Source organism: Variovorax sp. LjRoot130, assembly GCF_964253755.1.
Classification (GTDB): Bacteria; Pseudomonadota; Gammaproteobacteria; order Burkholderiales; family Burkholderiaceae_C; genus Variovorax.
In genome coordinates this window covers 2,227,470-2,245,862 of the sequence record NZ_CAXURM020000001.1, presented here as the reverse complement: position 1 = coordinate 2,245,862, position 18,393 = coordinate 2,227,470, and the positions used below count along the sequence as shown (strand labels likewise).

The window sequence follows — 18,393 nt, the reverse complement described above, 5'->3', positions numbered from 1 at the left end:
TTACTTCAGGCTGATGGTCGTGTTGAGCCCGTGCGCCGTGTCGTCGTCGAACCAGCGCTCCGTCACCGTCTTGGTCTGCGTGTAGAACATGATGACCTGCTTGCCATAGGGGCCGAGGTCGCCGAGCTTCGAGCCGCGCGAACCGGTGAAGGAGAACATCGGCACCGGAACCGGGATCGGCACGTTGATGCCGACCTGCCCGACGTCGATGTCTTCCTGGAAGCGGCGCGCCGCGGCGCCCGACTGCGTGAAGATCGCGGTGCCGTTGCCGTTCGGGTTGGCGTTGATGAGCTCAATGGCTTCGTCGATGCTCTCGGCATTGGCCAGGCAAAGCACCGGGCCGAAGATCTCCTGATCGTAGATGGTCATGCCGGGCTTGACGTCGGCGAAGACCGTTGGGCCGACGAAGTTGCCCTTTTCGTAGCCGGGCACCGTGGGGTTGCGGCCGTCCAGCGCCAGCGTGGCACCGTCGGCCACGCCGCGTTCGATCAAGCCGTTGACGCGCTCGTAGGCCGCGCACGACACCAGCGGACCGACGTCCACGCCCTTCTCGGTGCCGGCGCCGATCTTCAGCGTCTTGGCCTTCTCGACCAGTTCGGGCACCCACTTCTGCGCCTCGCCCACCAGCACCGCGACCGACACCGCCATGCAGCGCTGCCCGGCCGCACCGAAGCTCGCGCCGGCCAGCGCATTGAGCGTCTGCTCCTTGTTGGCATCGGGCATCACGATGGCGTGGTTCTTGGCGCCCATCATGCATTGCACGCGCTTGCCGGCGAGCGTGGCGCGGTTGTAGACGTGGGTGCCGACCTTGGTCGAGCCGACGAAGGAGATCGCCTTGATGTCCTTGTGATCGCAGATCGCGTTGACCACCGCCTCGCCGCCATGCACGACGTTGAGCACGCCGGCCGGGATGCCGGCTTCGAGCGCGAGCTCGGCCAGGCGCATCGTGACCATCGGGTCCTGCTCGGAGGGCTTCAGCACGAAGGTGTTGCCGGTGACGATGGCCATCGGGAACATCCACAGCGGGATCATGGCCGGGAAGTTGAAGGGCGTGATGCCCGCGCACACGCCCAGCGGCTGCAGCAGCGTGTAGGTGTCGACGCCGTTGGCGACGTTGTTGGCCAGCTCGCCGAGCTGCAGGTTGCCGATGTTCGATGCGTGCTCGACCACTTCGAGGCCTCGGAACACGTCGCCTTCGGCATCGGGCAGGGTCTTGCCCTGCTCGGCCGTGAGGGTCGCGGCCAGCTCGGCCATGTTCTCGCGGATGAGTTGCTGGTACTTCAAGAAGATGCGCGCGCGCGCGCCGATCGGCGTCTTGCGCCAGGTCTTGAAGGCTTCCTTGGCCGAGGCCACGGCGGCATCGACTTCGGCTTGCGTGGCGAAGGGCACGCGGGCCAGCACTTGCTGCGTGGCCGGGTTGACGATGTCGCGCCACTCGGTGGTTTTCGACTCGACGAACTTGCCGCCGATCAGCAGCTTGACGGTCGCGACCTGGGTCGCGGGTGTGGTGGTGGCGTCCATGAACTTTGTCTCCTGATGGGGTGCAGCAACCAATGCTAGCTTTGCACTTTTGCCATGGCAATAGACAAATACGCACCCACGATCTGCATAATTGCAAAGCATGGACTGGGACAACCTGCGCTTCTTTCTGGAGCTCGCGCGCACCGGCACGTTGGTGAGCGCTGCACGCCGGCTCGCGGTCGACCACACGACGGTGGCGCGCCGCATCCAGGCGCTCGAGAAGGAAGTCGGCAGCGCCCTCTTCTCGCGCGAGGCCGGCGGCCATCGCCTCACCGAAGCGGGCCGCCGGCTGCAACCGCAGGTGGAGGCGATGGAGAGCGCCTTTCTCGCGGTCGAGAGCGCGGCGCCCGCTTCGCGCGAGGGCCTGTCGGGCCTGGTGCGCATCGGCGCCACCGAGGGCTTCGGCACCATCGTGCTGGCGCCGAGGCTCGCGCTCTTCGCGCAGCAGCACCCCAAGCTCGTGATCGACCTGCTGGCGATGCCGCGGCTGGTGCACCTGTCGCGCCGCGAGGCCGACATCGTGATCTCGCTCGAACGCCCGGCGCGCGGGCCGGTGGTGGTGACCAAGCTGACGGACTACGTGCTGCGTCTCTACGCGTCGGAGCACTACCTGGCATCGCACAAGCCGATCGCTGCGCGCGAGGACCTGCGCGGCCACAGCTTCATCAGCTACGTGGACGACCTGCTCTTCAGCAAGGAGCTGCAGTACCTCGACGAGCTGTACCGGCCCGATTCGTTCGCGCTGCGCAGCACCAGCATCCTCGCGCAGCACCAGGCCGCCGCGGCGGGTGCCGGCATCGCGGTGCTGCCGGCCTTCATCGCCGAGCGCGACGCCTCGCTGCGCCGCGTGCTGCCGGGCGAGGCGAACTTCACGCGCACTTTCTGGATGTCGGTTGCGGCCGAGACGCGGCACCTGGCGCGCATGCAGGCCACCTGGAACTTCCTGCGTGAGACGGTGGAGGCGCAGCGCGAGGTGCTGCTGCCGGCGGATGCCGCCGCCGGCTAGTTGCGATGCTGCGAGCCCTGGCGCCTGCGGTACCAGTCCGCCGCTTCTCCGCGCGAGGCCAACTCCAGCCGCTCGAGGATGCGCGCCAGGTGTCGCTTGACGGTATGGGGACTGAGATTCAAAAGGCGACGGCGAAGGCCGGCATCCCGGAGTTGCTGAAACGGTTGGCGCCGCTGGGCCTTGCTGCCCGGGCGCGCCGGGTCTGGCACAGGCTCTCGCACAGAGCCAGGCTCCTGTGCGCCGCGCTCCTCATGACTGCGTCGAGCTTTGGCTTGTCGATGGTGGTCGCTTTTCTTGGCGCGCTTTAGGACTTACGGCCAGATCGGCGGGTGGCTGCCGGGTGGCATCGAGGGACGCGCCCAGCCGGCCGGCGTTCGCGCCAGCCGCGCGCTGTGGCGCATGGCGCGGAGTTCGCCGAAACCCGATGACGCGCTCTCGAGCCAGGGCTCCCTGTCGGGCTTGACCAGCGCCAGGCCGCCACGCACCCGCCCGAGCCCGCGCAGCCAATGCCCGGTCTGCGCCAGCGAGACCTGCACATGCCAGCTGCCGCCCTCCTGCTGCTGGCGCCACAGCGCAGCGGCTGCGCCCATCGCGATCAGGTAGCCGGTCGCCTCGTCGATGATCTGCATCGGCAAGGGCCTGGGCTTGCCGTCGCCGGCCGCCTCGCCCTCGGCGTGGTTGAAGCCCATGGCGGTCTGCACCAGGGAATCGAAGCCGCGGCGCTGCGACCAGGGCCCCTCGGTCCCATAGGCCGAGAGCGAAACGTAGACGATGCCCGGACGCCGGACTGCCGCGTCCTGGGCCCCGAACCCGAGCGCCGCCAGGCCGCCGGGCCGGTAGCCCTGCACGAACACGTGGGCATCGGCCAGCAGGCGCGCGAGCGCGTCGCGTCCCGCCTCGCTGCGCAGATCCGCGTGGGCCGAGAGCTTGCCGCGGCTGGTGTCGGCGATGGCTTCGATGTTGGGCAGTTGCGGCGAATTGACCAGCATCACGTCGGCACCGTAGGCCGCGAGCGCGCGGCAGCCGACCGGCCCCGCGAGCACACGCGTGAGATCGAGCACACGCAACCCGGCCAGGGGCCGTTCGTGGACGTGCAGCGGCGGCAAACCCAGCGGCGGCGCGTCGCCGATGCGCTCGATGGTGAAGAGCGGCTGTACCGCCACGGCCCGGCCCTGCGGCGTCGCGTCCCATTCGTCGAAGCGGCGCAAGGCAGTGGCCACGAGGCCGGCTTCGGCCGCCGCCTGTTCGAAGTCGTTGGCCCTCCACGCCGCCATGGCCGCCTCGGCGTCGGCGCGCTGCGCGGTCGCCGGCGCCAGCCCCATCAAGCGCAGCGCGCCGTCGCGATGGTGGGCAAAGTTGGCATGCACGCGCACCCAGCCGTCTGCGCAACGGTAGAGGCCGGAGAATGGATCCCATTGCGGCGGCACGTGGCCATCGATGCTGAACCAGGCCGTGCAATCGAGCGCGGCATGCAGCATGTCGACCACGACCTGCTGGCGCGGCACGCCGCGCAGGTGGCCCAGCTCGCAGGCCGCGAGCGCGGCAGCCGCGATGGTGCTCTGCGCCGCCGCGCCGACGGCGAATGACGAGGGCAGCACCGGATCGGCGCCGCTCAGTTGCACGAAGTCCAGCGCATCGGCGGGCAGGCCGGCCTGCTGCCAGAGCCCCTGCAACGCGCCGATGACCTTCATCTTCAGTGAAGCAGCTTCACACCCGTCTTGGCCTGTAGCGCCTCGAAAGTCACGCCGTCGGCGAGCTCGATCACCTTGAGACCCTCGGGCGTGACGTCCATCACGGCCAGGTCGGTGATGACGCGGTCGACCACGCCCACGCCGGTGAGCGGCAAGGTGCACTGCTCGAGGATCTTGAGGTCCTCGGTGCCGTCCTTCTTCTTCGCGACGTGTTCCATCAGCACGATCACGCGCTTGACGCCGGCCACCAGGTCCATGGCGCCACCCATGCCCTTGACCATCTTGCCGGGGATCATCCAGTTGGCGAGGTCGCCCTTGGCGCTGACCTGCATGGCACCGAGGATCGAAAGGTTGATCTTGCCGCCGCGGATCATCGCGAAGCTTTCGTGGCTGCCGAAGATGGCCGAGCCGGGAATGGTGGTTACGGTCTGCTTGCCGGCGTTGATCAGGTCGGCGTCGACCTGGTCCTCGGTGGGAAAGGGGCCAATGCCGAGCATGCCGTTCTCGCTCTGCAGCCAGACTTCCTTGTCGCCGACGAAGTTGGCCACCAGCGTGGGGATGCCGATGCCGAGGTTGACGTAGAAACCGTCTTCGAGTTCTTGCGCGGCGCGTGCCGCCATCTGGTCTTGGGTCCAGGGCATGTCAGGCTCCTTTGTTCTTGATGGTGGCGGGACTGCCCGTGTTCACGGCAGCCTGCGCGATGGCGGCCTGCGCCTCGACCTTGGCGGCAGCGACATCGACCGCGGCGCTCACGGTGCGCTTCTCGATGCGCTTTTCGGGCTTGTTGTTGAGCACGATGCGGTGCACGTAGATGCCCGGCAGGTGGATGTCGTCCGGCGCGAGCTCGCCGATCTCGACGATCTTCTCGACCTCGACGATGCAGATCTTGCCGGCCATGGCAGCGGCCGGATTGAAGTTGCGCGCCGTGAGGCGGAAGCGCAGGTTGCCCGACTTGTCGGCCACGTCGGCCTTGACCAGCGCCACATCGGGCACCAGCGAGCGTTCCATCACATAGGTCTCGCCATCGAACTCGCGCAGCTCCTTGCCCTCCGCGACCATCGTGCCCACGCCGGTCTTGGTGAAGAAGGCCGGGATGCCGGCGCCGCCGGCGCGCAGCTTCTCGGCCAGCGTGCCCTGCGGCGTGAACTCGAGCTCGAGCTCGCCGGCCAGGTACTGGCGCTCGAACTCCTTGTTCTCGCCCACGTAGCTTGCGATCATCTTCTTGATCTGGCGCGTGCCGAGCAGCTTGCCCAGGCCGAAGCCGTCGACGCCGGCGTTGTTGGAGATGCAGGTCAGGTTCTTGACGCCCGAGTCGTGCAGCGCATCGATCAGCGCCTCGGGAATGCCGCAGAGGCCGAAGCCGCCGACCGCGAGTGTCTGGCCGTCGGCGACGACGCCCTTGAGCGCTGCGTCGGCGGAGGGATAGATCTTGTTGGCCATGGTTCCTCGTTCGGAAATGGTTGATGAAGCGCCTGAGACGATACTACGTACAGGCATACGTAGTATTTCGTAATGGAGACACCCGACACTCTTTTGCACGCGATCGACTACCGGCTCGCCTTCGAGCAGGCACCGGTTGGCATGGTGCTGTCGCGCCACCGCATCATCGTCGACTGCAATGCGCGCCTGTGCGAGATGTTCGGCACCACGCCTCATGACCTCGTCGGTGAATCGTTTCGCGTGCTCTACCCGAGCGTCGCCGAATTCGAGCGCATCGGCAAGCGCATGGAGCCGATTCTCAACGCGAGCGGCCGCTATGCCGACAACCGCATGATGAGAAGGGTCGGCAGCCTGCATGGCGCCTTCGCGGGCGAGACCTTCTGGTGCCACGTGAGCGGCCAGGCGCTCAACCGCGCCGCACCGCACGAAGCCGGCATCTGGACCTTCGAGGACCTCGGCTCGCGCAGGGCGGCCAAGGCCGAACTCACGCCGCGCGAGCGCGAGGTGGCGGCCCAGGTGATGCAGGGCCTGACCTCGAAGGAAATCGGCAAGGTGCTCGGCATCAGCCACCGCACGGTCGAGATCCACCGCGCGCGGCTGATGCGCAAGTACGCGGCGGCGACCACGGCCGAGCTGGTGCAGAAGCTCATCGCCGGCTAAGCCGGCTACGGCACGATCCGACACCATGTCTTCGTCCCCCGGCCCCACCAAGCCGCCGCACCATCGCGCGCGCGGCTTCCAGAACAACTACATCGAGTTCCAGCCCAAGAGCCTCGCCGAGCTGCTGCGATGGCGCCGCGAGGCCGCGCGCGCCGGCCTGCCCCGCTCGCCGCTCGCGCCCATCCCCCAGGCGGCGCCCGATCTGCCGTGGCTGCACGCCAACGCAAAGGCTGGCGCACGGATGGCGCCCGCCGTCACGTGGATCGGCCACTCGACCGTGCTGGCCCAGCTCGGCGGCCTCACGCTGCTGACCGACCCGATGTTCTCCGAGCGCGCCTCGCCCGTGCAGTTCGCGGGGCCGCGGCGCCATGTGCCGCCCGGCATCGCGCTGCCCGAGCTGCCGCATGTGGACCTGGTGCTGGTCTCGCACAACCACTACGACCATCTCGATGCCGCGTCGGTGACGGCGCTGAACCGGCAGCCCGGCGGCCCGCCGCTCTTCGTCGTGCCGCTGGGCCTCCAGCCATGGTTCAGGGCGCAGGGCATCCGGCATGCCGTGGAGCTGGATTGGTGGGACAGCCATCGCATCGCGACGCCGCAGGGCGAGGCCGAGGTCGTGCTGGTGCCGGCACAGCACTGGTCCTCGCGCGGACCGCGCGATGCGCTCGCCACCTTGTGGGGCGGCTTTGCGGTGTTCGCGCCGGACTGCCATCTGCTCTTTGCCGGCGACACCGGCTACTCGCGCGACTTCAGCGACATCCGCCGGCATTTCGAGAACAGGCAGACAGCCGCACAAGGCGGCGGCTTCGACATCGCACTGCTGCCCATCGGCGCCTACGCGCCGCGCTGGTTCATGAGCGCGCAGCATGTGAACGTCGAGGAGGCGCTGCAGATCCACGACGACCTCGGCGCCAAGCGCTCGCTCGGCGTGCACTGGGGCACCTTCGAACTGACGGACGAGTCGCTGGACGAGCCGCCGCGGAAGCTGGCCGAATTGCGCGTGGCGCGCGGCATGCCGGAGGACGAATTCTTCGTGATGGCGATCGGCGAGACGCGCAAACTCGCTCCCCGGGTTGCCGCAACGAAGAGAACTTGAACCATGACGAACATGCCGCGCGCCGCCAGCTGCATCCTGGCAGCCATGGCCTTGCTGGCCGGCTGCAGCAACGCGCCGCCTCGCGAGGCCCGCGCCGCGCCGCCATCCACCGACTGCACGGCGCGCGTCGGCACCGACCGCAATGCCGAACTTCCCGGCTACCTCCTGCCGACCGCGGCCGGCGGCACGGTCTGCGTTCCCTTGCTGTTGACCGCAAACCGCCAGCCGAAGGACTACGCAGGCCGCGACTTCCACGTCGATGAATTCACCGACGCCAAGCTCAAGGCGCGCTGGAACGCTTGCAAGGCCGATGCCGCCTGCTTTCGCCGCATCGATGCGCAGATGCAGCGCTGGCTGCCGCCCAACAAGGAGCGCGCGACGCGCTCGACCGGCGTGGTCGATCCCTCGGGCCGGATCGATCCCGACGGCCAGGTCGACCTGCGGCAGATCCGGCGCCCGGCCTTCTTCGCCAAAGCGCCCTACAACGAATCGATCGCCGAGGCCGAGCCGCGCAGCTACACGGTCGAATTCAGCGCACCGCGCGACAGCTTCGAGCGCATCGACCTGAAGATGCACGACACCATCAAGCTGCGCGGCTGGTACATCGAGGGCAGCGGCGTGGACGACGGCAAGGGCGGCAAGCTGCGTGCGCTGGTCATCATGGCCAGCGGTGGTGGTGGCCAGCTCACGGCGATCCAGCATCCTGACGAGAAGTCCTACCGCATCGATCTGGCCACCGGCAAGACGGTGGACATCGCCTTCCCCAACGCCACCACCGAGACCATGGGCCAGCGCTGGTGGCGCGAGAACCTGCATGCGCTGAACATGGCCGGCTTCGACGTGCTGGGCTACGACCGCCGCGGCGAAGGCCTCTCGGGCGGCTTCAGCGACACCCACACGCTCGAACAGGGCGAGGACGTGTTCCGCGTGCTCGAGCAACTCGAGAGCGGGCGCGGCATGCGCATGCTGACGCCTTCGGGCCAACTGCTCGAAGGCAGCGCGGCCGGCGGCCGGCTGCTCGCGGGCATGAAGGCCGACCGGATTCCGATCATCCTCGCCGGCTATTCGCGCGGCTCGATGTCGACCGCCTGGGCCATGACGAAGAACTTCGTCGAATCGTGCAGCTACGACATGCCGAGCGTGACTTGCACGCCGCCCAAGGGCCTGAAGAACATCAAGGGCGCGATCCTGCTCGCGTCCTTTGCGAGCGGCGCGGGCTACGTGCCGGCATCGCCCGACCTGGCCGACCGCAACCTCTTCGCGGCCGGCATGGCGGCCGACCATCACATCGTCTTCTATCCGAGCTCGGCCACGCTCGCGGGCATGGACAAATGGCCAGCAGCCTTCTTCGGCAAGGGACTGTGGGACCGCGCCGAGAGCGTGGAAGGAACGATCGCGGCCTACGACCGCATCCGCGGCGCGAAGGAGATCGTGGTGGCCCGCGGGCCGCATTCGATGGAGACCTGGGCGCCGGCCGACCTGCGCTACCTGCGGGAGCGCATGGTGGCCTTCGCAAAGGTGGCGGTGACGGGCGGCACGCGCGTGCCGGGTGCGAAGCCGTGGTCCGATCTCAGGTCGCTCGTCGCGACCACGCCCGATTCGTGGGAGCCTTCCTCGCGCCCCCGCTAACCGGCTTTGCGAAAGGTCAGGTTGACGCGGCAGGCGCCCATGAAGGGATGCGCCTCTTCCTTCAGCGGCAGCACGCCGTGGTAGTGCAGCCGCGCCGGCCCGCCCCACACGACCACGTCGCCATGCGCGAGCGGCACGCGGCGCGCCTTGTCCGCACGCTTCGCGCCGCCGAAGAGGAAGACCGCCGGCATGCCGAGCGACACCGAGACGATGGGCCAGCGCATGTCGCGCTCGTTGCGGTCCTGGTGCAACGAAAGGCGCGTGCCTGCTTCATAGCGGTTGAGCAGGCAGGCATCCGGCACAAAGCCCTCGAAGCCGGCGGCCGCCGCGGCCTCGGTCGCGAGCTGCGAGAAGGCCTCCGGTATACATGGCCAGGGCCGGCCGGTGTCCGGATCGATGGTGTCGTAGCGGTAGCCCGTGCGATCCGTGACCCAGCCCAGCGCGCCGCAGTTGCTCATCGCGACCGACATGCGAAAGCCGCCCGGCGTGACCATGTGGCGCAGCGGCGCCTGCGCCGTCACTTCGTTCACGCCGGCCAGCAGCGCGGCTTCATGCGGCGTCGCAAAAGCACGCAGCCACACCGCGCCCGGGCCCAGCGATTCGACAGACGATTCAAACAGATCCTCTGTCACGCGCGGCTCCTTCGGGGAACACCGCGGAACCGGCTTTGCCGGGCCGCTGGTGTTGCCCCCGGTGAGGGGGTTGGCGTAGCGACACGAAGTGCGCGAAGCCTGGGGGTGAGCTTCATGTCGCGTCGTGGAAGATGATGCCGGCCGTGTGGCGCTGGCCCGAACGCACGCGGCTCACACCATGCCGCAGATTGGCGCGGTAGACGCCGCGCGTGCCCTGCACCGGCCGGTGGTGCACCGCGATGACGGCCGCGTCGCCCTGGCGCAGCGGCAGCACCATCGGCCGCGACTGCATGCGCGGCCGCTGCTCGGTCATCACGAACTCGCCGCCGGTGAAATCGCGGCCGGGCTCCGACAGCAGGATCACGAGCTGCAGCGGGAACACGTGCTCGCCGTACAGGTCCTGGTGCAGGCAGTTGTAGTCGTCGGCGCCGTACTGCAGCAACAACGGCGTGGGCCGCGTCTGGCCCGCCGCATGGCAGCGCGCGATGAAGTCGGCATGCCGTGGCGGATAGCGCACCTCGATGCCCATGACTTGGTTCCACCGGTTGGCGATGGGCGCGAGCTGCGCGTAGACCGCTTCGCGCAAGCCCGCCAGGCGCTCCGGCAAGGGATAGTCGAAGTACTTGTACTCGCCGCGCCCGAAGCCGTGCCTTTCCATCACCACGCGGCTGCGAAACAGCGGATCGAGCGGGTACAACGCCGACAGCGACTCGCACTCCTCGCGTGTCAACAACCGCTCGATCAAGGCGCTGCCCTCGGCATCGAGGTCCAGCGCCACTTGGTCCCAATCGATCATGCGGCGCTCGCCTCCCGCTCGAGCAAGGCACTCTTGCGCTCCACACCCCAGCGATAGCCCGACAGGCTGCCGTCGCTGCGCACCACACGGTGACACGGGATCGCCACGGCAATCGCATTGGCGCCGCAGGCCTGGGCCACGGCACGCACCGACTTCGGGCTGCCGATGCGCCGGGCGATCTCGGCATAGCTCGCGGTCGTGCCGGCCGGGATCTCGCGCAGCGCCTGCCACACGCGCTGCTGGAAGGCGGTGCCGCGCACGTCCAAGGGCAGGTCCAGGCCCAGGCCCGGTGCCTCGACGAAGCCCACCACCTTGGCCACCAGTTCCTCGAAGGCCGCATCGCCGCCGATCAACCGTGCCTGCGGGAACTGGTCCTGCAGCGCGCGCACCAGCGCATCCGGATCGTCGCCCAGCGCGATCGCGCAGACGCCGCGCTCGCTCTGCGCGACCAGGATCGCGCCGAGTGCGCATTCGCCGATCGCGAAGCGGATATCGGTGTTGGCGCCGCCGGCGCGCCACGCGGTCGGCGTCATGCCGAGCATCTTGTTCGAGCTCTCGTAGAAACGGCCGTTGGAGTTGTAGCCGGCGTCGTAGATCGCATCCGTCACCGTGTCGCTGCGCGCGAGCTCCAGGCGCACGCGCTTCGCGCGGTGCGCGGCCGCGTAAGCCTTGGGCGTGAGGCCCGTGACCTCCTTGAAGATGCGATGCAGGTGGTAGCTGCTGAGTCCGGCACGCTCGGCGAGCTGGGCTAGCGTGGGCGCCTCTTCGGCGCGCTCGATGAAGCGGCACAGCTCGGCCACCTGCGCCGCATGCTGTTCGGCCAGCGCGGGCTGGTCGGGCTTGCAGCGCTTGCAGGGCCTGAAGCCCGCACGCTCTGCGTCGGCGGCCGTGGCGTGGAAGTCCACGTTCTCGGGCCGGGCCGGGCGCGCGCCGCAGGAGGGCCGGCAATACACCCCCGTGGTCCTGACCGAATAGAAGAACTTGCCGTCGGCCGCCGGATCGCGCGCGGCCACCGCCTCCCAGCGCGGATCGCTCACGGTCGCGAGGGCGCGGATTTCGTTGGGGTTGCTCATGTTCATGTGGATCCTCTAGCAGTGTCGTTGATCGATGCATCCACTCTAGGGATCAGGGGTTGCATGCGCACTCCGGCTCTTGCTTTCGAATTCGGACATTTCCGGCCTTGGCCTACGGGCCAGCGCGTCGGGCCTCGTTACCATTTCGGCCAATGATCGATCGCCGCTCACTCCTCACCGCCAGCGGCGCCTCCATGGCGCTCGCCGCTCTCGGATTCCCTCCAGATGCCCTCGCAGCCGGCGGAATCAAGCTCGCACAACCCCGGCCCTTCTCTTTCGAACGTCTTGTTACCTTCGCGAAATCGCAGGCCGCCAAACCCTATGTGGCCGACAACACGCTGCCGGCCGACGTGCTCCAGCGCATCGACTACGACGCGCACGGCAAGATCAAGTACAACCCCGACAACGCGCTGTTCCGCGACGGCCCCGGCCCCTTCCCGGTCACCTTCTTCCACCTCGGGCGCTACTTCCAGACGCCGGTCCACATGTATGTGACCGAGGCCGCGAGCGGCGACGGTTTTGCGCGCGAGATCCTCTACGACAGCGCATATTTCTCGATGCCGGACGACAGCCCCGCGCGCAAGCTGCCGGACGGCGCCGGTTTCGCGGGCTTCCGCCTGCAGGAAAGCCGCAACGGCGATCAGAAGAAGCTGCCCTGGCAGACCAACGACTGGGTCGCCTTCCTCGGCGCCTCCTACTTCCGCGCCATCGGCGAGCTCTACCAGTACGGCTTGTCGGCCCGCGGCATCGCGCTCGATGCGGCCATGCCCGACCGGCCCGAGGAGTTCCCGAACTTCACGCGCTTCTACTTCGAGCCGCCGGCTGCGCCGGATGCGAACACGATGACGGTCTATGCGCTGCTCGAGGGACCGAGCATCACCGGCGCCTACAAGTTCATGATGCAGCGCGGCAAGGCGGTGCTGATGGACATCGAGTCGCGCCTCTTCCTGCGCCGCGACATCGGCCGCCTCGGGCTGGTGCCGCTGACCTCGATGTACTGGTACTCGGAAAGCAGGCCCACCGGCATCGACTGGCGGCCCGAGGTGCACGACTCCGACGGCCTCGCGATCTGGAACGGCGCCGGCGAGCGCATCTGGCGACCGCTGAACAATCCCACGCAGACCCGCGCCTCGTCCTTCAGCGACACGCGCCCGCGCGGCTTCGGCCTCCTGCAGCGCGACCGCGCCTTCGACCACTACCAGGACGGCGTGTTCTACGAGAAGCGCCCCAGCCTCTGGGTCGAACCGCTGGGCGACTGGGGTGAAGGTTCGGTGCAACTGGTCGAGATACCGACCGACGACGAGATCCACGACAACATCCTCGCCTGCTGGGTGCCCAAGGCGCCGGCCGCCGCGGGCTCCAGCTACAACCTCAAGTACCGGCTGCACTGGACCGACCAGGAGCCCTTTCCCTCCCCGCTCGCGCGCTGCGTGGCGACGCGCCTCGGGCGCGGCGGGCAGCCGGGCACGCAGCGGCCGCAGGGCGTGCGCAAGTTCATGGTCGAGTTCATCGGCAAGCCGCTGGAGACGATCCCCTTCGGCGTCAAGCCCGAGCTCGTGCTCACGGCTTCGCGCGGCAAGTTCTCCTACATCTTCTCGGAAGCGGTGCCCAACGGCGTGCCGGGCCACTGGCGCGCGCAGTTCGACTTCACCGTGGATGGCAGCGAGCCGGCCGACATGCGCTTGTACCTGAAGAACGGCGACCAGACGCTGACCGAGACCTGGCTGTACCAGTACCAGCCGGGCTGATCCCCACGACCGACTTGGACGCTTCGTCCAATGTTGGATACATTCGGCCGATGAAGAAAAAGCCGAACAAGCTCCTGCTGCGGGAGCTGCAGACCATCGCGCAGGGCCTCGGGAAAACCTTCGCTCCTTTCTGCGAGGTGGTCGTCCACGACCTCACCCATCCGAAGAACGCGATCTTCGCGATCGAGAACAACCTGAGCGGGCGCCGCGTGGGCCAACCGGTGACGGAGCTGGGCCTGGCGCGCATCGGCGACCCGGACTACCCGGCCGTCATCACCAACTACGCCAACCAGTTCGCCGACGGCCGCAAGGTCAAGAGCACCTCGATCGGCATCAAGGACGAGAGCGGCGAGTACGTCGCCGCGCTGTGCCTGAACGTGGACCTCACGCTGTTCCAGGGCTTCCAGGCTGCGCTCGCGCAGTTCACCCGCATCGAATCGAGCGAGATCAGTGAAACGCTGGACGCGCGGCATGCCGACCGCATCTGCGAGCGGGTCGACGAGTTCGCCGCCACGCGCGCCACCAGCGCACGATCGCTCAAGCCGGCGGACCGCAGGCAGCTTGTGCAGGACCTGAAGAAAGCCGGCTTCCTCGACATCCGCCGCGGCATGGAGATCGCCGCCGCACACATGGGCGTGTCGCGAGCGACGGTGTACAGCGACGCGAAGTAGGGCCTGTTAACTTGTCACGGCGTCGTCACCCGGCGCCGGCATGGTGCAAGGCTTTATCTCAAGCCACCCGGAACATGATGCGCATCGCCTCCCTCTCCTTCACCGCCCTGGCCGCCGCCCTTGCCTGCGGCAGTGCCATGGCACAGACCGCCTACCCCACCACGCTCGCCGGCCATGCGCTGCTGCCGGCGCAAAGCTTCATTGCCGCGCCGAAAGACGCGCCGGCCGACCTGCAAGTGAGCGGCAAGTTCACCAGCGGCAAGCGCGTCGAGGCGTTGGGCAGCATCGAAGGCCTGTCGGCCGGGCGCGGCACGGGCGTTTCGCTGCCCTTCAAGGGGCAGCCGGTACAGGGCCATTCGGGCATCAAGAAGATGGACGACGGCAGCTTCTGGATCCTCACCGACAACGGCGCCGGCGCCAAGGCCAACTCGCCCGACTTCATGCTCTACCTCAACCACTACAAGGTGGACTTCAAGAGCGGCAAGTTCGAGCGCACGGGCACGGTGTTCCTGCACGACCCGGACAAGAAGGTGCCCTTCCGCATCGTCCATGAAGGCAGCAAGCAGCGCTTGCTGACCGGCTCCGACTTCGACCCCGAGAGCTTCCAGTTCGCGGGCGGCGCGCTGTGGATCGGCGAGGAGTTCGGCCCCTACCTGGTCAAGGCTGATCTGAAGGGCAAGGTGCTCGCGGTGTTCGAGACCCAGGTCGACGGCAAGACGGTGCGCTCGCCCGATCATCCCGCCGTGACGACGCCGGGCGCCCCCGGCGGCGCGGTCGATTTCCAGATCCGGCGCTCCAAGGGCTTCGAAGGCATGGCTGCATCGAAGGACGGCAGCAAGCTCTACGCCCTGCTCGAAGGTCCGGTGTGGAACGCCGAGGCCAAGGACTACGAGCGCATCGACGGCAAGGAGGCGCTGCGCGTGCTCGAGTTCGACGTCGCGAGCGAGAAGTGGACCGGCCGCCACTGGAAGTACCCGCTGGAGGCCAACGGCCACGCGATCGGCGACTTCAACATGATCGATGCGACGACCGGCCTCATCATCGAGCGCGACAACGGCGAAGGCACGGCCGACAAGGCCTGCCCCGAAGGCCAGAAGCGCAGCGACTGCTTCCACGACCTCGCGAAGTTCAAGCGCGTCTACAAGATCGAGCTGAACGACGCCAACGCCGGCCAGGCGGTGCGCAAGATCGGCTACATCGACCTGCTCTCGATCGCCGATCCCAACAAGCTGGCGCGCAAGCCGCTCAACGACGGCGTGCTCAAGTTTCCCTTCTTCACGATCGAGAACGTCGAGGTGGTCGATGCCACGCACATCGTGGTGGGCAACGACAACAACCTGCCCTTCTCCAGCAGCCGCGAGCCGAACAAGGCGGACGACAACGAGCTGGTGCTGCTGGAGGTGGGGGAGCTGCTGAGGGCCAAGTAGTGCAATTGCCCAACCAACCGTTCGGCCTGAGCTTGTCGAAGGCGGGGCGAGCCCTTCGACAAGCTCAGGGCGAACGGCTGTTGGCGCCTCACACCGCCCGCGTTCATCCTTCGACCTGCTGCGTCAGCTCGCCGCTCTGCAGCTGTTCGATGCTGCGGCTCAGAAAGCTCCAGAGCCGCTCGTCCTCGCTGAATGCGACATTGAAGCGCAGCCAGCCGGTCGGGTGCGGGTTGACCAGGAACAGCTGGCCCGGGCCGAGCATGATGCCCTCGGCGGCCGCGCGCGTGGAGAGTTCGGCGCTGTCGACGATGTCCGGGTGCCTGGCCCACAGGTACATCCCCGCCGATGCCTCGTGGAACAGCTCGAAGCCGAGCGCGTCCAGCCTGCGCGCCACGCCGGCCTGCGCCTGGGCCAGCCGGTCGCGCAGCGACTTGAGGTGCTTGCGCCAGCGGCCGTCGGTCACGGTGCCGAAGGCCAGCCGCTCGGTGATGTCCGAGGAGGTCAGGCCGGAGACCATCTTGAGCTGCGCCAGGTCTTCGAGCAGTTCGGGCCTGGCGACGACGTAGCCGACGCGGATGTTCGGCGAGATGGTTTTCGAGAAGCTGCTCACGTAGACGACCTGGCGCAACTGGCCCAGGCTGGCCAGCGACGGGCGCATCGAGGCGTCCATGTCGGCGTAGATGTCGTTCTCGACCAGCATGAAATCGTGCGCCTGGGCAAGTTCCAGCAGCCGCACGAGTTGCGGCAGGGAAGCCGTCGAGCAGGTCGGGCTTTGCAGCCGCGGCTGCGTGAAGAAGGCCTTGGGCCGGTGCGCCGCCAGCAGCGCCTCCAGCGCCGGGAGGTCGTAGCCGGTCGGCGTGCGCGGCACGCCGATGAGATGGACGCCCAGGAAGCGCAGCATGAACATCAGGTTGGGATAGCCGGGGTCGTCCACCAGCACCGCTTCGCCCGGCTTCAGCAGCCGGCGAGCCACCAGGTCCAGCGCCTGGCTGGAGCCCTGGGTCAGCAGCACCTGCGCGGCGTCGACCACGATCTGGCGCTCCGAAAGCGATTCGGCCACCGCCATGCGCAGCGCCATGTGCCCGAAGGGCAGGCCGTAGCCGCCGATGTCGGTGCCGCCGGCAGACAGGTGGCGCAGGCTGCGGCGCATGCCGTCCTCGAACAGCCAGTCGTGCGGCAGCCAGCCGCAGCCCGGCTTGAGCTGCAGGTTGCGGTTCTCGAAGATCTGCTGCAGGTACCACCGGGCGTCGAAGCGCGGGTCGGCGCGCGGCGTGCCGGCCGCACCGGCGGCGCCCTCCTCGCTGCGTCGCTTGACGAAGAAGCCCGCGTTGGCGCGCGACACCAGCAGGCCCTGCGCCACCAGCCGGTCGTAGGCCTCGACCACGGTGAAGACGCTGACGCCGTGGGCGGCGGCAAAGGCCCGGATAGACGGCAGCTTGCTGTCGGCCTTGAGTTTCTGGGTGCCGATCAGCCCGCGCAGCCCCTCCACGATCTGGCTGACCAGAGGTGTCGGAAGTTCGGGGCGAAGAATGAGCATCGGGTGTGCCTCGGCAGACCGATCTGCACCATATGGAGGAAAGTATGTACAGGATACAAGACCAGTACAGTCCGCCGAACGAGCGCTCCGGCTGTACATGGCCGCGCCGGCTTGCGAAACCTAAAGTGCCGCCATTCCCATTCAGGCACAGGTCGTATCCATGCAGCGCGAACCCCATCTCAGCAACGCCGCCCTCATGGCACGCCGCACCGCGGCCGTCGCCCGCGGGGTCGGCCAGGCCCATGACATATTCGTCAGCCGCGGCAGCAACGCCGAGATCTGGGACGTCGAGGGCCGCCGCTATATCGATTTCGCCGGCGGCATTGCCGTGCTCAACACCGGGCACTGCCACCCCGAGATCAGTGCGGCGGTCAAGGCGCAGCTCGATCTCTATTCGCACACCTGCTTCCAGGTGCTGGCCTACGAGCCCTACGTCGAGCTGGCCGAACGCCTCAACACGCTGGCGCCCGGCGACTTCGCGAAGAAATCGATCTTCCTGAGTACCGGCGCCGAGGCGGTGGAGAACGCGGTCAAGATCGCGCGCTCGTTCACCCGGCGGCCCGGCGTCATCGCCTTCACCGGCGGCTACCACGGCCGCACGATGATGACGCTCGGCCTGACCGGCAAGGTGGCGCCCTACAAGCTCGGCTTCGGACCGTTCCCGGGCGAGGTGTTCCATGCCCTGTATCCGAACGCACTGCACGGCGTGAGCGTCGACGACGCGCTGCACTCGGTCGAACTGCTGTTCAAGAACGACATCGAGCCCGGGCGCGTGGCGGCCTTCATCCTCGAGCCGGTGCAGGGCGAAGGCGGCTTCTACGTGGCGCCCAACGATTTCGTCGAAGGCCTGCGCGCGCTGGCCGACCGCCACGGCATCCTGCTCATCGCGGACGAGGTGCAGACCGGCGCCGGCCGCACCGGCACCTGGTTCGCCAGCGAGCAGTGGCCGGTGGCGCCCGACCTGATCACCACCGCCAAGTCGATGGCGGGCGGCTTCCCGATCTCCGGCGTGGTGGGCCGCGCCGAGGTCATGGATGCGCCCGCGCCAGGCGGGCTGGGCGGCACCTACGCCGGCAGCCCGATCGGCTGCGCCGCGGCGCTCGCGGTGCTCAAGGTGTTCGACGACGAGCAGCTGCTGGCGCGCAGCAAGGCCCTGGGCGAGCGCCTGAAGACCGGCCTGCGCCGCATCGCGGCCGAGGTGCCGGCGATCGGCGATGTGCGCGGGCTCGGGGCGATGGTGGCCATCGAGCTGTTCGAGGAGGGCGATACCACCCGCCCCGACGCCGCCCTCACCCGCAAGGTGGTCGCGGAGGCGGCACGGCGTGGGCTGATCCTGCTGTCCTGCGGCAGCTACGGCAACGTGATTCGCGTGCTGGTGCCGCTGACGGCATCCGACTTGCTAGTGGACGAAGGCCTGGCGATTCTGGCGGACAGCTTCGCCGCGCTGCGCTGATCGGTCCATACTT

Annotated in this window: 17 protein-coding genes; 8 read left to right on the top strand and 9 right to left on the bottom strand. The window is 68.2% G+C overall.

Annotation, left to right across the window (positions count from 1 at the left end; translation table 11 throughout):
- Entirely contained in the window at positions 1-1,521 is a 1,521-nt protein-coding gene (locus ACSQ86_RS11320) for a CoA-acylating methylmalonate-semialdehyde dehydrogenase (protein WP_436303694.1), read from the bottom strand.
- Between the two features lie 100 nt (positions 1,522-1,621).
- Here ACSQ86_RS11320 and ACSQ86_RS11315 point away from each other — a divergent pair, with 100 nt between their 5' ends.
- Entirely contained in the window at positions 1,622-2,527 is a 906-nt protein-coding gene (locus tag ACSQ86_RS11315; protein ID WP_093109333.1) for a LysR family transcriptional regulator, read from the top strand.
- On the opposite strand, the gene ACSQ86_RS11310 is transcribed toward ACSQ86_RS11315, so the two are convergent.
- The 4 genes from ACSQ86_RS11310 to ACSQ86_RS11295 all read right to left on the bottom strand — a co-directional run bounded on the left by ACSQ86_RS11310 (position 2,524) and on the right by ACSQ86_RS11295 (position 5,658).
- Positions 2,524-2,736, bottom strand: a complete 213-nt coding sequence (locus tag ACSQ86_RS11310; protein ID WP_436306287.1) for a LuxR C-terminal-related transcriptional regulator — start codon at positions 2,734-2,736, stop codon at positions 2,524-2,526. The two genes, ACSQ86_RS11315 and ACSQ86_RS11310, sit on opposite strands and share 4 nt — an antisense overlap.
- 102 nt (positions 2,737-2,838) lie before the next feature.
- Positions 2,839-4,218, bottom strand: coding sequence for a CoA transferase (locus ACSQ86_RS11305; protein WP_436303693.1), 1,380 nt, complete (start codon positions 4,216-4,218; stop codon positions 2,839-2,841).
- A gap of 2 nt (positions 4,219-4,220) precedes the next feature.
- Positions 4,221-4,859 carry a 3-oxoacid CoA-transferase subunit B gene (locus ACSQ86_RS11300; protein WP_093109336.1) on the bottom strand — a complete coding sequence of 213 codons (639 nt, stop codon included), beginning with the start codon at positions 4,857-4,859 and terminating at the stop codon, positions 4,221-4,223.
- 1 nt (position 4,860) lies between these two features.
- Positions 4,861-5,658 carry a CoA transferase subunit A gene (locus ACSQ86_RS11295; RefSeq protein WP_436303692.1) on the bottom strand — a complete coding sequence of 266 codons (798 nt, stop codon included), beginning with the start codon at positions 5,656-5,658 and terminating at the stop codon, positions 4,861-4,863.
- A gap of 93 nt (positions 5,659-5,751) precedes the next feature.
- On the opposite strand from ACSQ86_RS11295, the gene ACSQ86_RS11290 reads away from it, so the two are divergent.
- Genes ACSQ86_RS11290 through ACSQ86_RS11280 form a run of 3 tightly spaced genes read left to right on the top strand, consistent with a single transcriptional unit; the run spans position 5,752 to position 9,043 of the window.
- Positions 5,752-6,318 (top strand): LuxR C-terminal-related transcriptional regulator, encoded by a 567-nt coding sequence (locus ACSQ86_RS11290; RefSeq protein ID WP_093109338.1) that lies wholly within the window; start codon positions 5,752-5,754, stop codon positions 6,316-6,318.
- Positions 6,319-6,343: 25 nt separating this feature from the next.
- Positions 6,344-7,414 (top strand): MBL fold metallo-hydrolase, encoded by a 1,071-nt coding sequence (locus ACSQ86_RS11285; protein WP_436303691.1) that lies wholly within the window; start codon positions 6,344-6,346, stop codon positions 7,412-7,414.
- 3 nt (positions 7,415-7,417) lie between these two features.
- Complete coding sequence (locus ACSQ86_RS11280) at positions 7,418-9,043, top strand: hypothetical protein (RefSeq protein WP_436303690.1); 1,626 nt, start codon at positions 7,418-7,420, stop codon at positions 9,041-9,043.
- On the opposite strand, the gene alkB is transcribed toward ACSQ86_RS11280, so the two are convergent.
- From alkB to ada, 3 genes are all read right to left on the bottom strand, one after another.
- Positions 9,040-9,675 carry a DNA oxidative demethylase AlkB gene (alkB, locus tag ACSQ86_RS11275; protein ID WP_436308860.1) on the bottom strand — a complete coding sequence of 212 codons (636 nt, stop codon included), beginning with the start codon at positions 9,673-9,675 and terminating at the stop codon, positions 9,040-9,042. The two genes, ACSQ86_RS11280 and alkB, sit on opposite strands and share 4 nt — an antisense overlap.
- A 112-nt stretch (positions 9,676-9,787) precedes the next feature.
- Positions 9,788-10,471, bottom strand: coding sequence for a 2OG-Fe(II) oxygenase (locus ACSQ86_RS11270; protein ID WP_436308859.1), 684 nt, complete (start codon positions 10,469-10,471; stop codon positions 9,788-9,790).
- Complete coding sequence (gene ada, locus ACSQ86_RS11265) at positions 10,468-11,550, bottom strand: bifunctional DNA-binding transcriptional regulator/O6-methylguanine-DNA methyltransferase Ada (RefSeq protein WP_436308858.1); 1,083 nt, start codon at positions 11,548-11,550, stop codon at positions 10,468-10,470. Before ada ends, ACSQ86_RS11270 begins: the two co-directional genes overlap by 4 nt.
- A gap of 146 nt (positions 11,551-11,696) precedes the next feature.
- Here ada and ACSQ86_RS11260 point away from each other — a divergent pair, with 146 nt between their 5' ends.
- From ACSQ86_RS11260 to ACSQ86_RS11250, 3 genes are all read left to right on the top strand, one after another.
- A complete protein-coding gene (locus ACSQ86_RS11260; RefSeq protein ID WP_093109343.1) occupies positions 11,697-13,292 on the top strand; it encodes a glucan biosynthesis protein in 1,596 nt (531 codons plus the stop codon).
- Between the two features lie 50 nt (positions 13,293-13,342).
- The gene (locus ACSQ86_RS11255) at positions 13,343-13,963 is read left to right on the top strand and encodes a helix-turn-helix transcriptional regulator (protein WP_436303685.1); all 621 of its coding nucleotides are present in this window, start codon (positions 13,343-13,345) and stop codon (positions 13,961-13,963) included.
- Positions 13,964-14,037: 74 nt separating this feature from the next.
- Positions 14,038-15,390: an esterase-like activity of phytase family protein gene (locus tag ACSQ86_RS11250; protein ID WP_436303684.1), complete on the top strand. Its 1,353-nt coding sequence runs from the start codon at positions 14,038-14,040 to the stop codon at positions 15,388-15,390.
- A gap of 103 nt (positions 15,391-15,493) precedes the next feature.
- Here the strand turns inward: ACSQ86_RS11250 and ACSQ86_RS11245 are convergent, their stop codons facing one another.
- Positions 15,494-16,927 (bottom strand): PLP-dependent aminotransferase family protein, encoded by a 1,434-nt coding sequence (locus ACSQ86_RS11245; protein ID WP_436303683.1) that lies wholly within the window; start codon positions 16,925-16,927, stop codon positions 15,494-15,496.
- A 160-nt stretch (positions 16,928-17,087) separates the two neighbouring features.
- On the opposite strand from ACSQ86_RS11245, the gene gabT reads away from it, so the two are divergent.
- Positions 17,088-18,380, top strand: coding sequence for a 4-aminobutyrate--2-oxoglutarate transaminase (gene gabT, locus ACSQ86_RS11240; RefSeq protein WP_436303682.1), 1,293 nt, complete (start codon positions 17,088-17,090; stop codon positions 18,378-18,380).
- Positions 18,381-18,393 lie beyond the last annotated feature (13 nt).

Bases quoted from the DNA above. Each gene is read 5' to 3' on its own strand.
- ACSQ86_RS11320 (WP_436303694.1), bottom strand. From the start codon at position 1,521: ATGGACGCCACCACCACACCCGCGACCCAGGTCGCGACCGTCAAGCTG.
- ACSQ86_RS11315 (WP_093109333.1), top strand. From the start codon at position 1,622: ATGGACTGGGACAACCTGCGCTTCTTTCTGGAGCTCGCGCGCACCGGC.
- ACSQ86_RS11305 (WP_436303693.1), bottom strand. From the start codon at position 4,218: ATGAAGGTCATCGGCGCGTTGCAGGGGCTCTGGCAGCAGGCCGGCCTG.
- ACSQ86_RS11300 (WP_093109336.1), bottom strand. From the start codon at position 4,859: ATGCCCTGGACCCAAGACCAGATGGCGGCACGCGCCGCGCAAGAACTC.
- ACSQ86_RS11295 (WP_436303692.1), bottom strand. From the start codon at position 5,658: ATGGCCAACAAGATCTATCCCTCCGCCGACGCAGCGCTCAAGGGCGTC.
- ACSQ86_RS11285 (WP_436303691.1), top strand. From the start codon at position 6,344: ATGTCTTCGTCCCCCGGCCCCACCAAGCCGCCGCACCATCGCGCGCGC.
- ACSQ86_RS11280 (WP_436303690.1), top strand. From the start codon at position 7,418: ATGACGAACATGCCGCGCGCCGCCAGCTGCATCCTGGCAGCCATGGCC.
- ACSQ86_RS11270 (WP_436308859.1), bottom strand. From the start codon at position 10,471: ATGATCGATTGGGACCAAGTGGCGCTGGACCTCGATGCCGAGGGCAGC.
- ada (WP_436308858.1), bottom strand. From the start codon at position 11,550: ATGAACATGAGCAACCCCAACGAAATCCGCGCCCTCGCGACCGTGAGC.
- ACSQ86_RS11260 (WP_093109343.1), top strand. From the start codon at position 11,697: ATGATCGATCGCCGCTCACTCCTCACCGCCAGCGGCGCCTCCATGGCG.
- ACSQ86_RS11255 (WP_436303685.1), top strand. From the start codon at position 13,343: ATGAAGAAAAAGCCGAACAAGCTCCTGCTGCGGGAGCTGCAGACCATC.
- ACSQ86_RS11250 (WP_436303684.1), top strand. From the start codon at position 14,038: ATGATGCGCATCGCCTCCCTCTCCTTCACCGCCCTGGCCGCCGCCCTT.
- ACSQ86_RS11245 (WP_436303683.1), bottom strand. From the start codon at position 16,927: ATGCTCATTCTTCGCCCCGAACTTCCGACACCTCTGGTCAGCCAGATC.
- gabT (WP_436303682.1), top strand. From the start codon at position 17,088: ATGCAGCGCGAACCCCATCTCAGCAACGCCGCCCTCATGGCACGCCGC.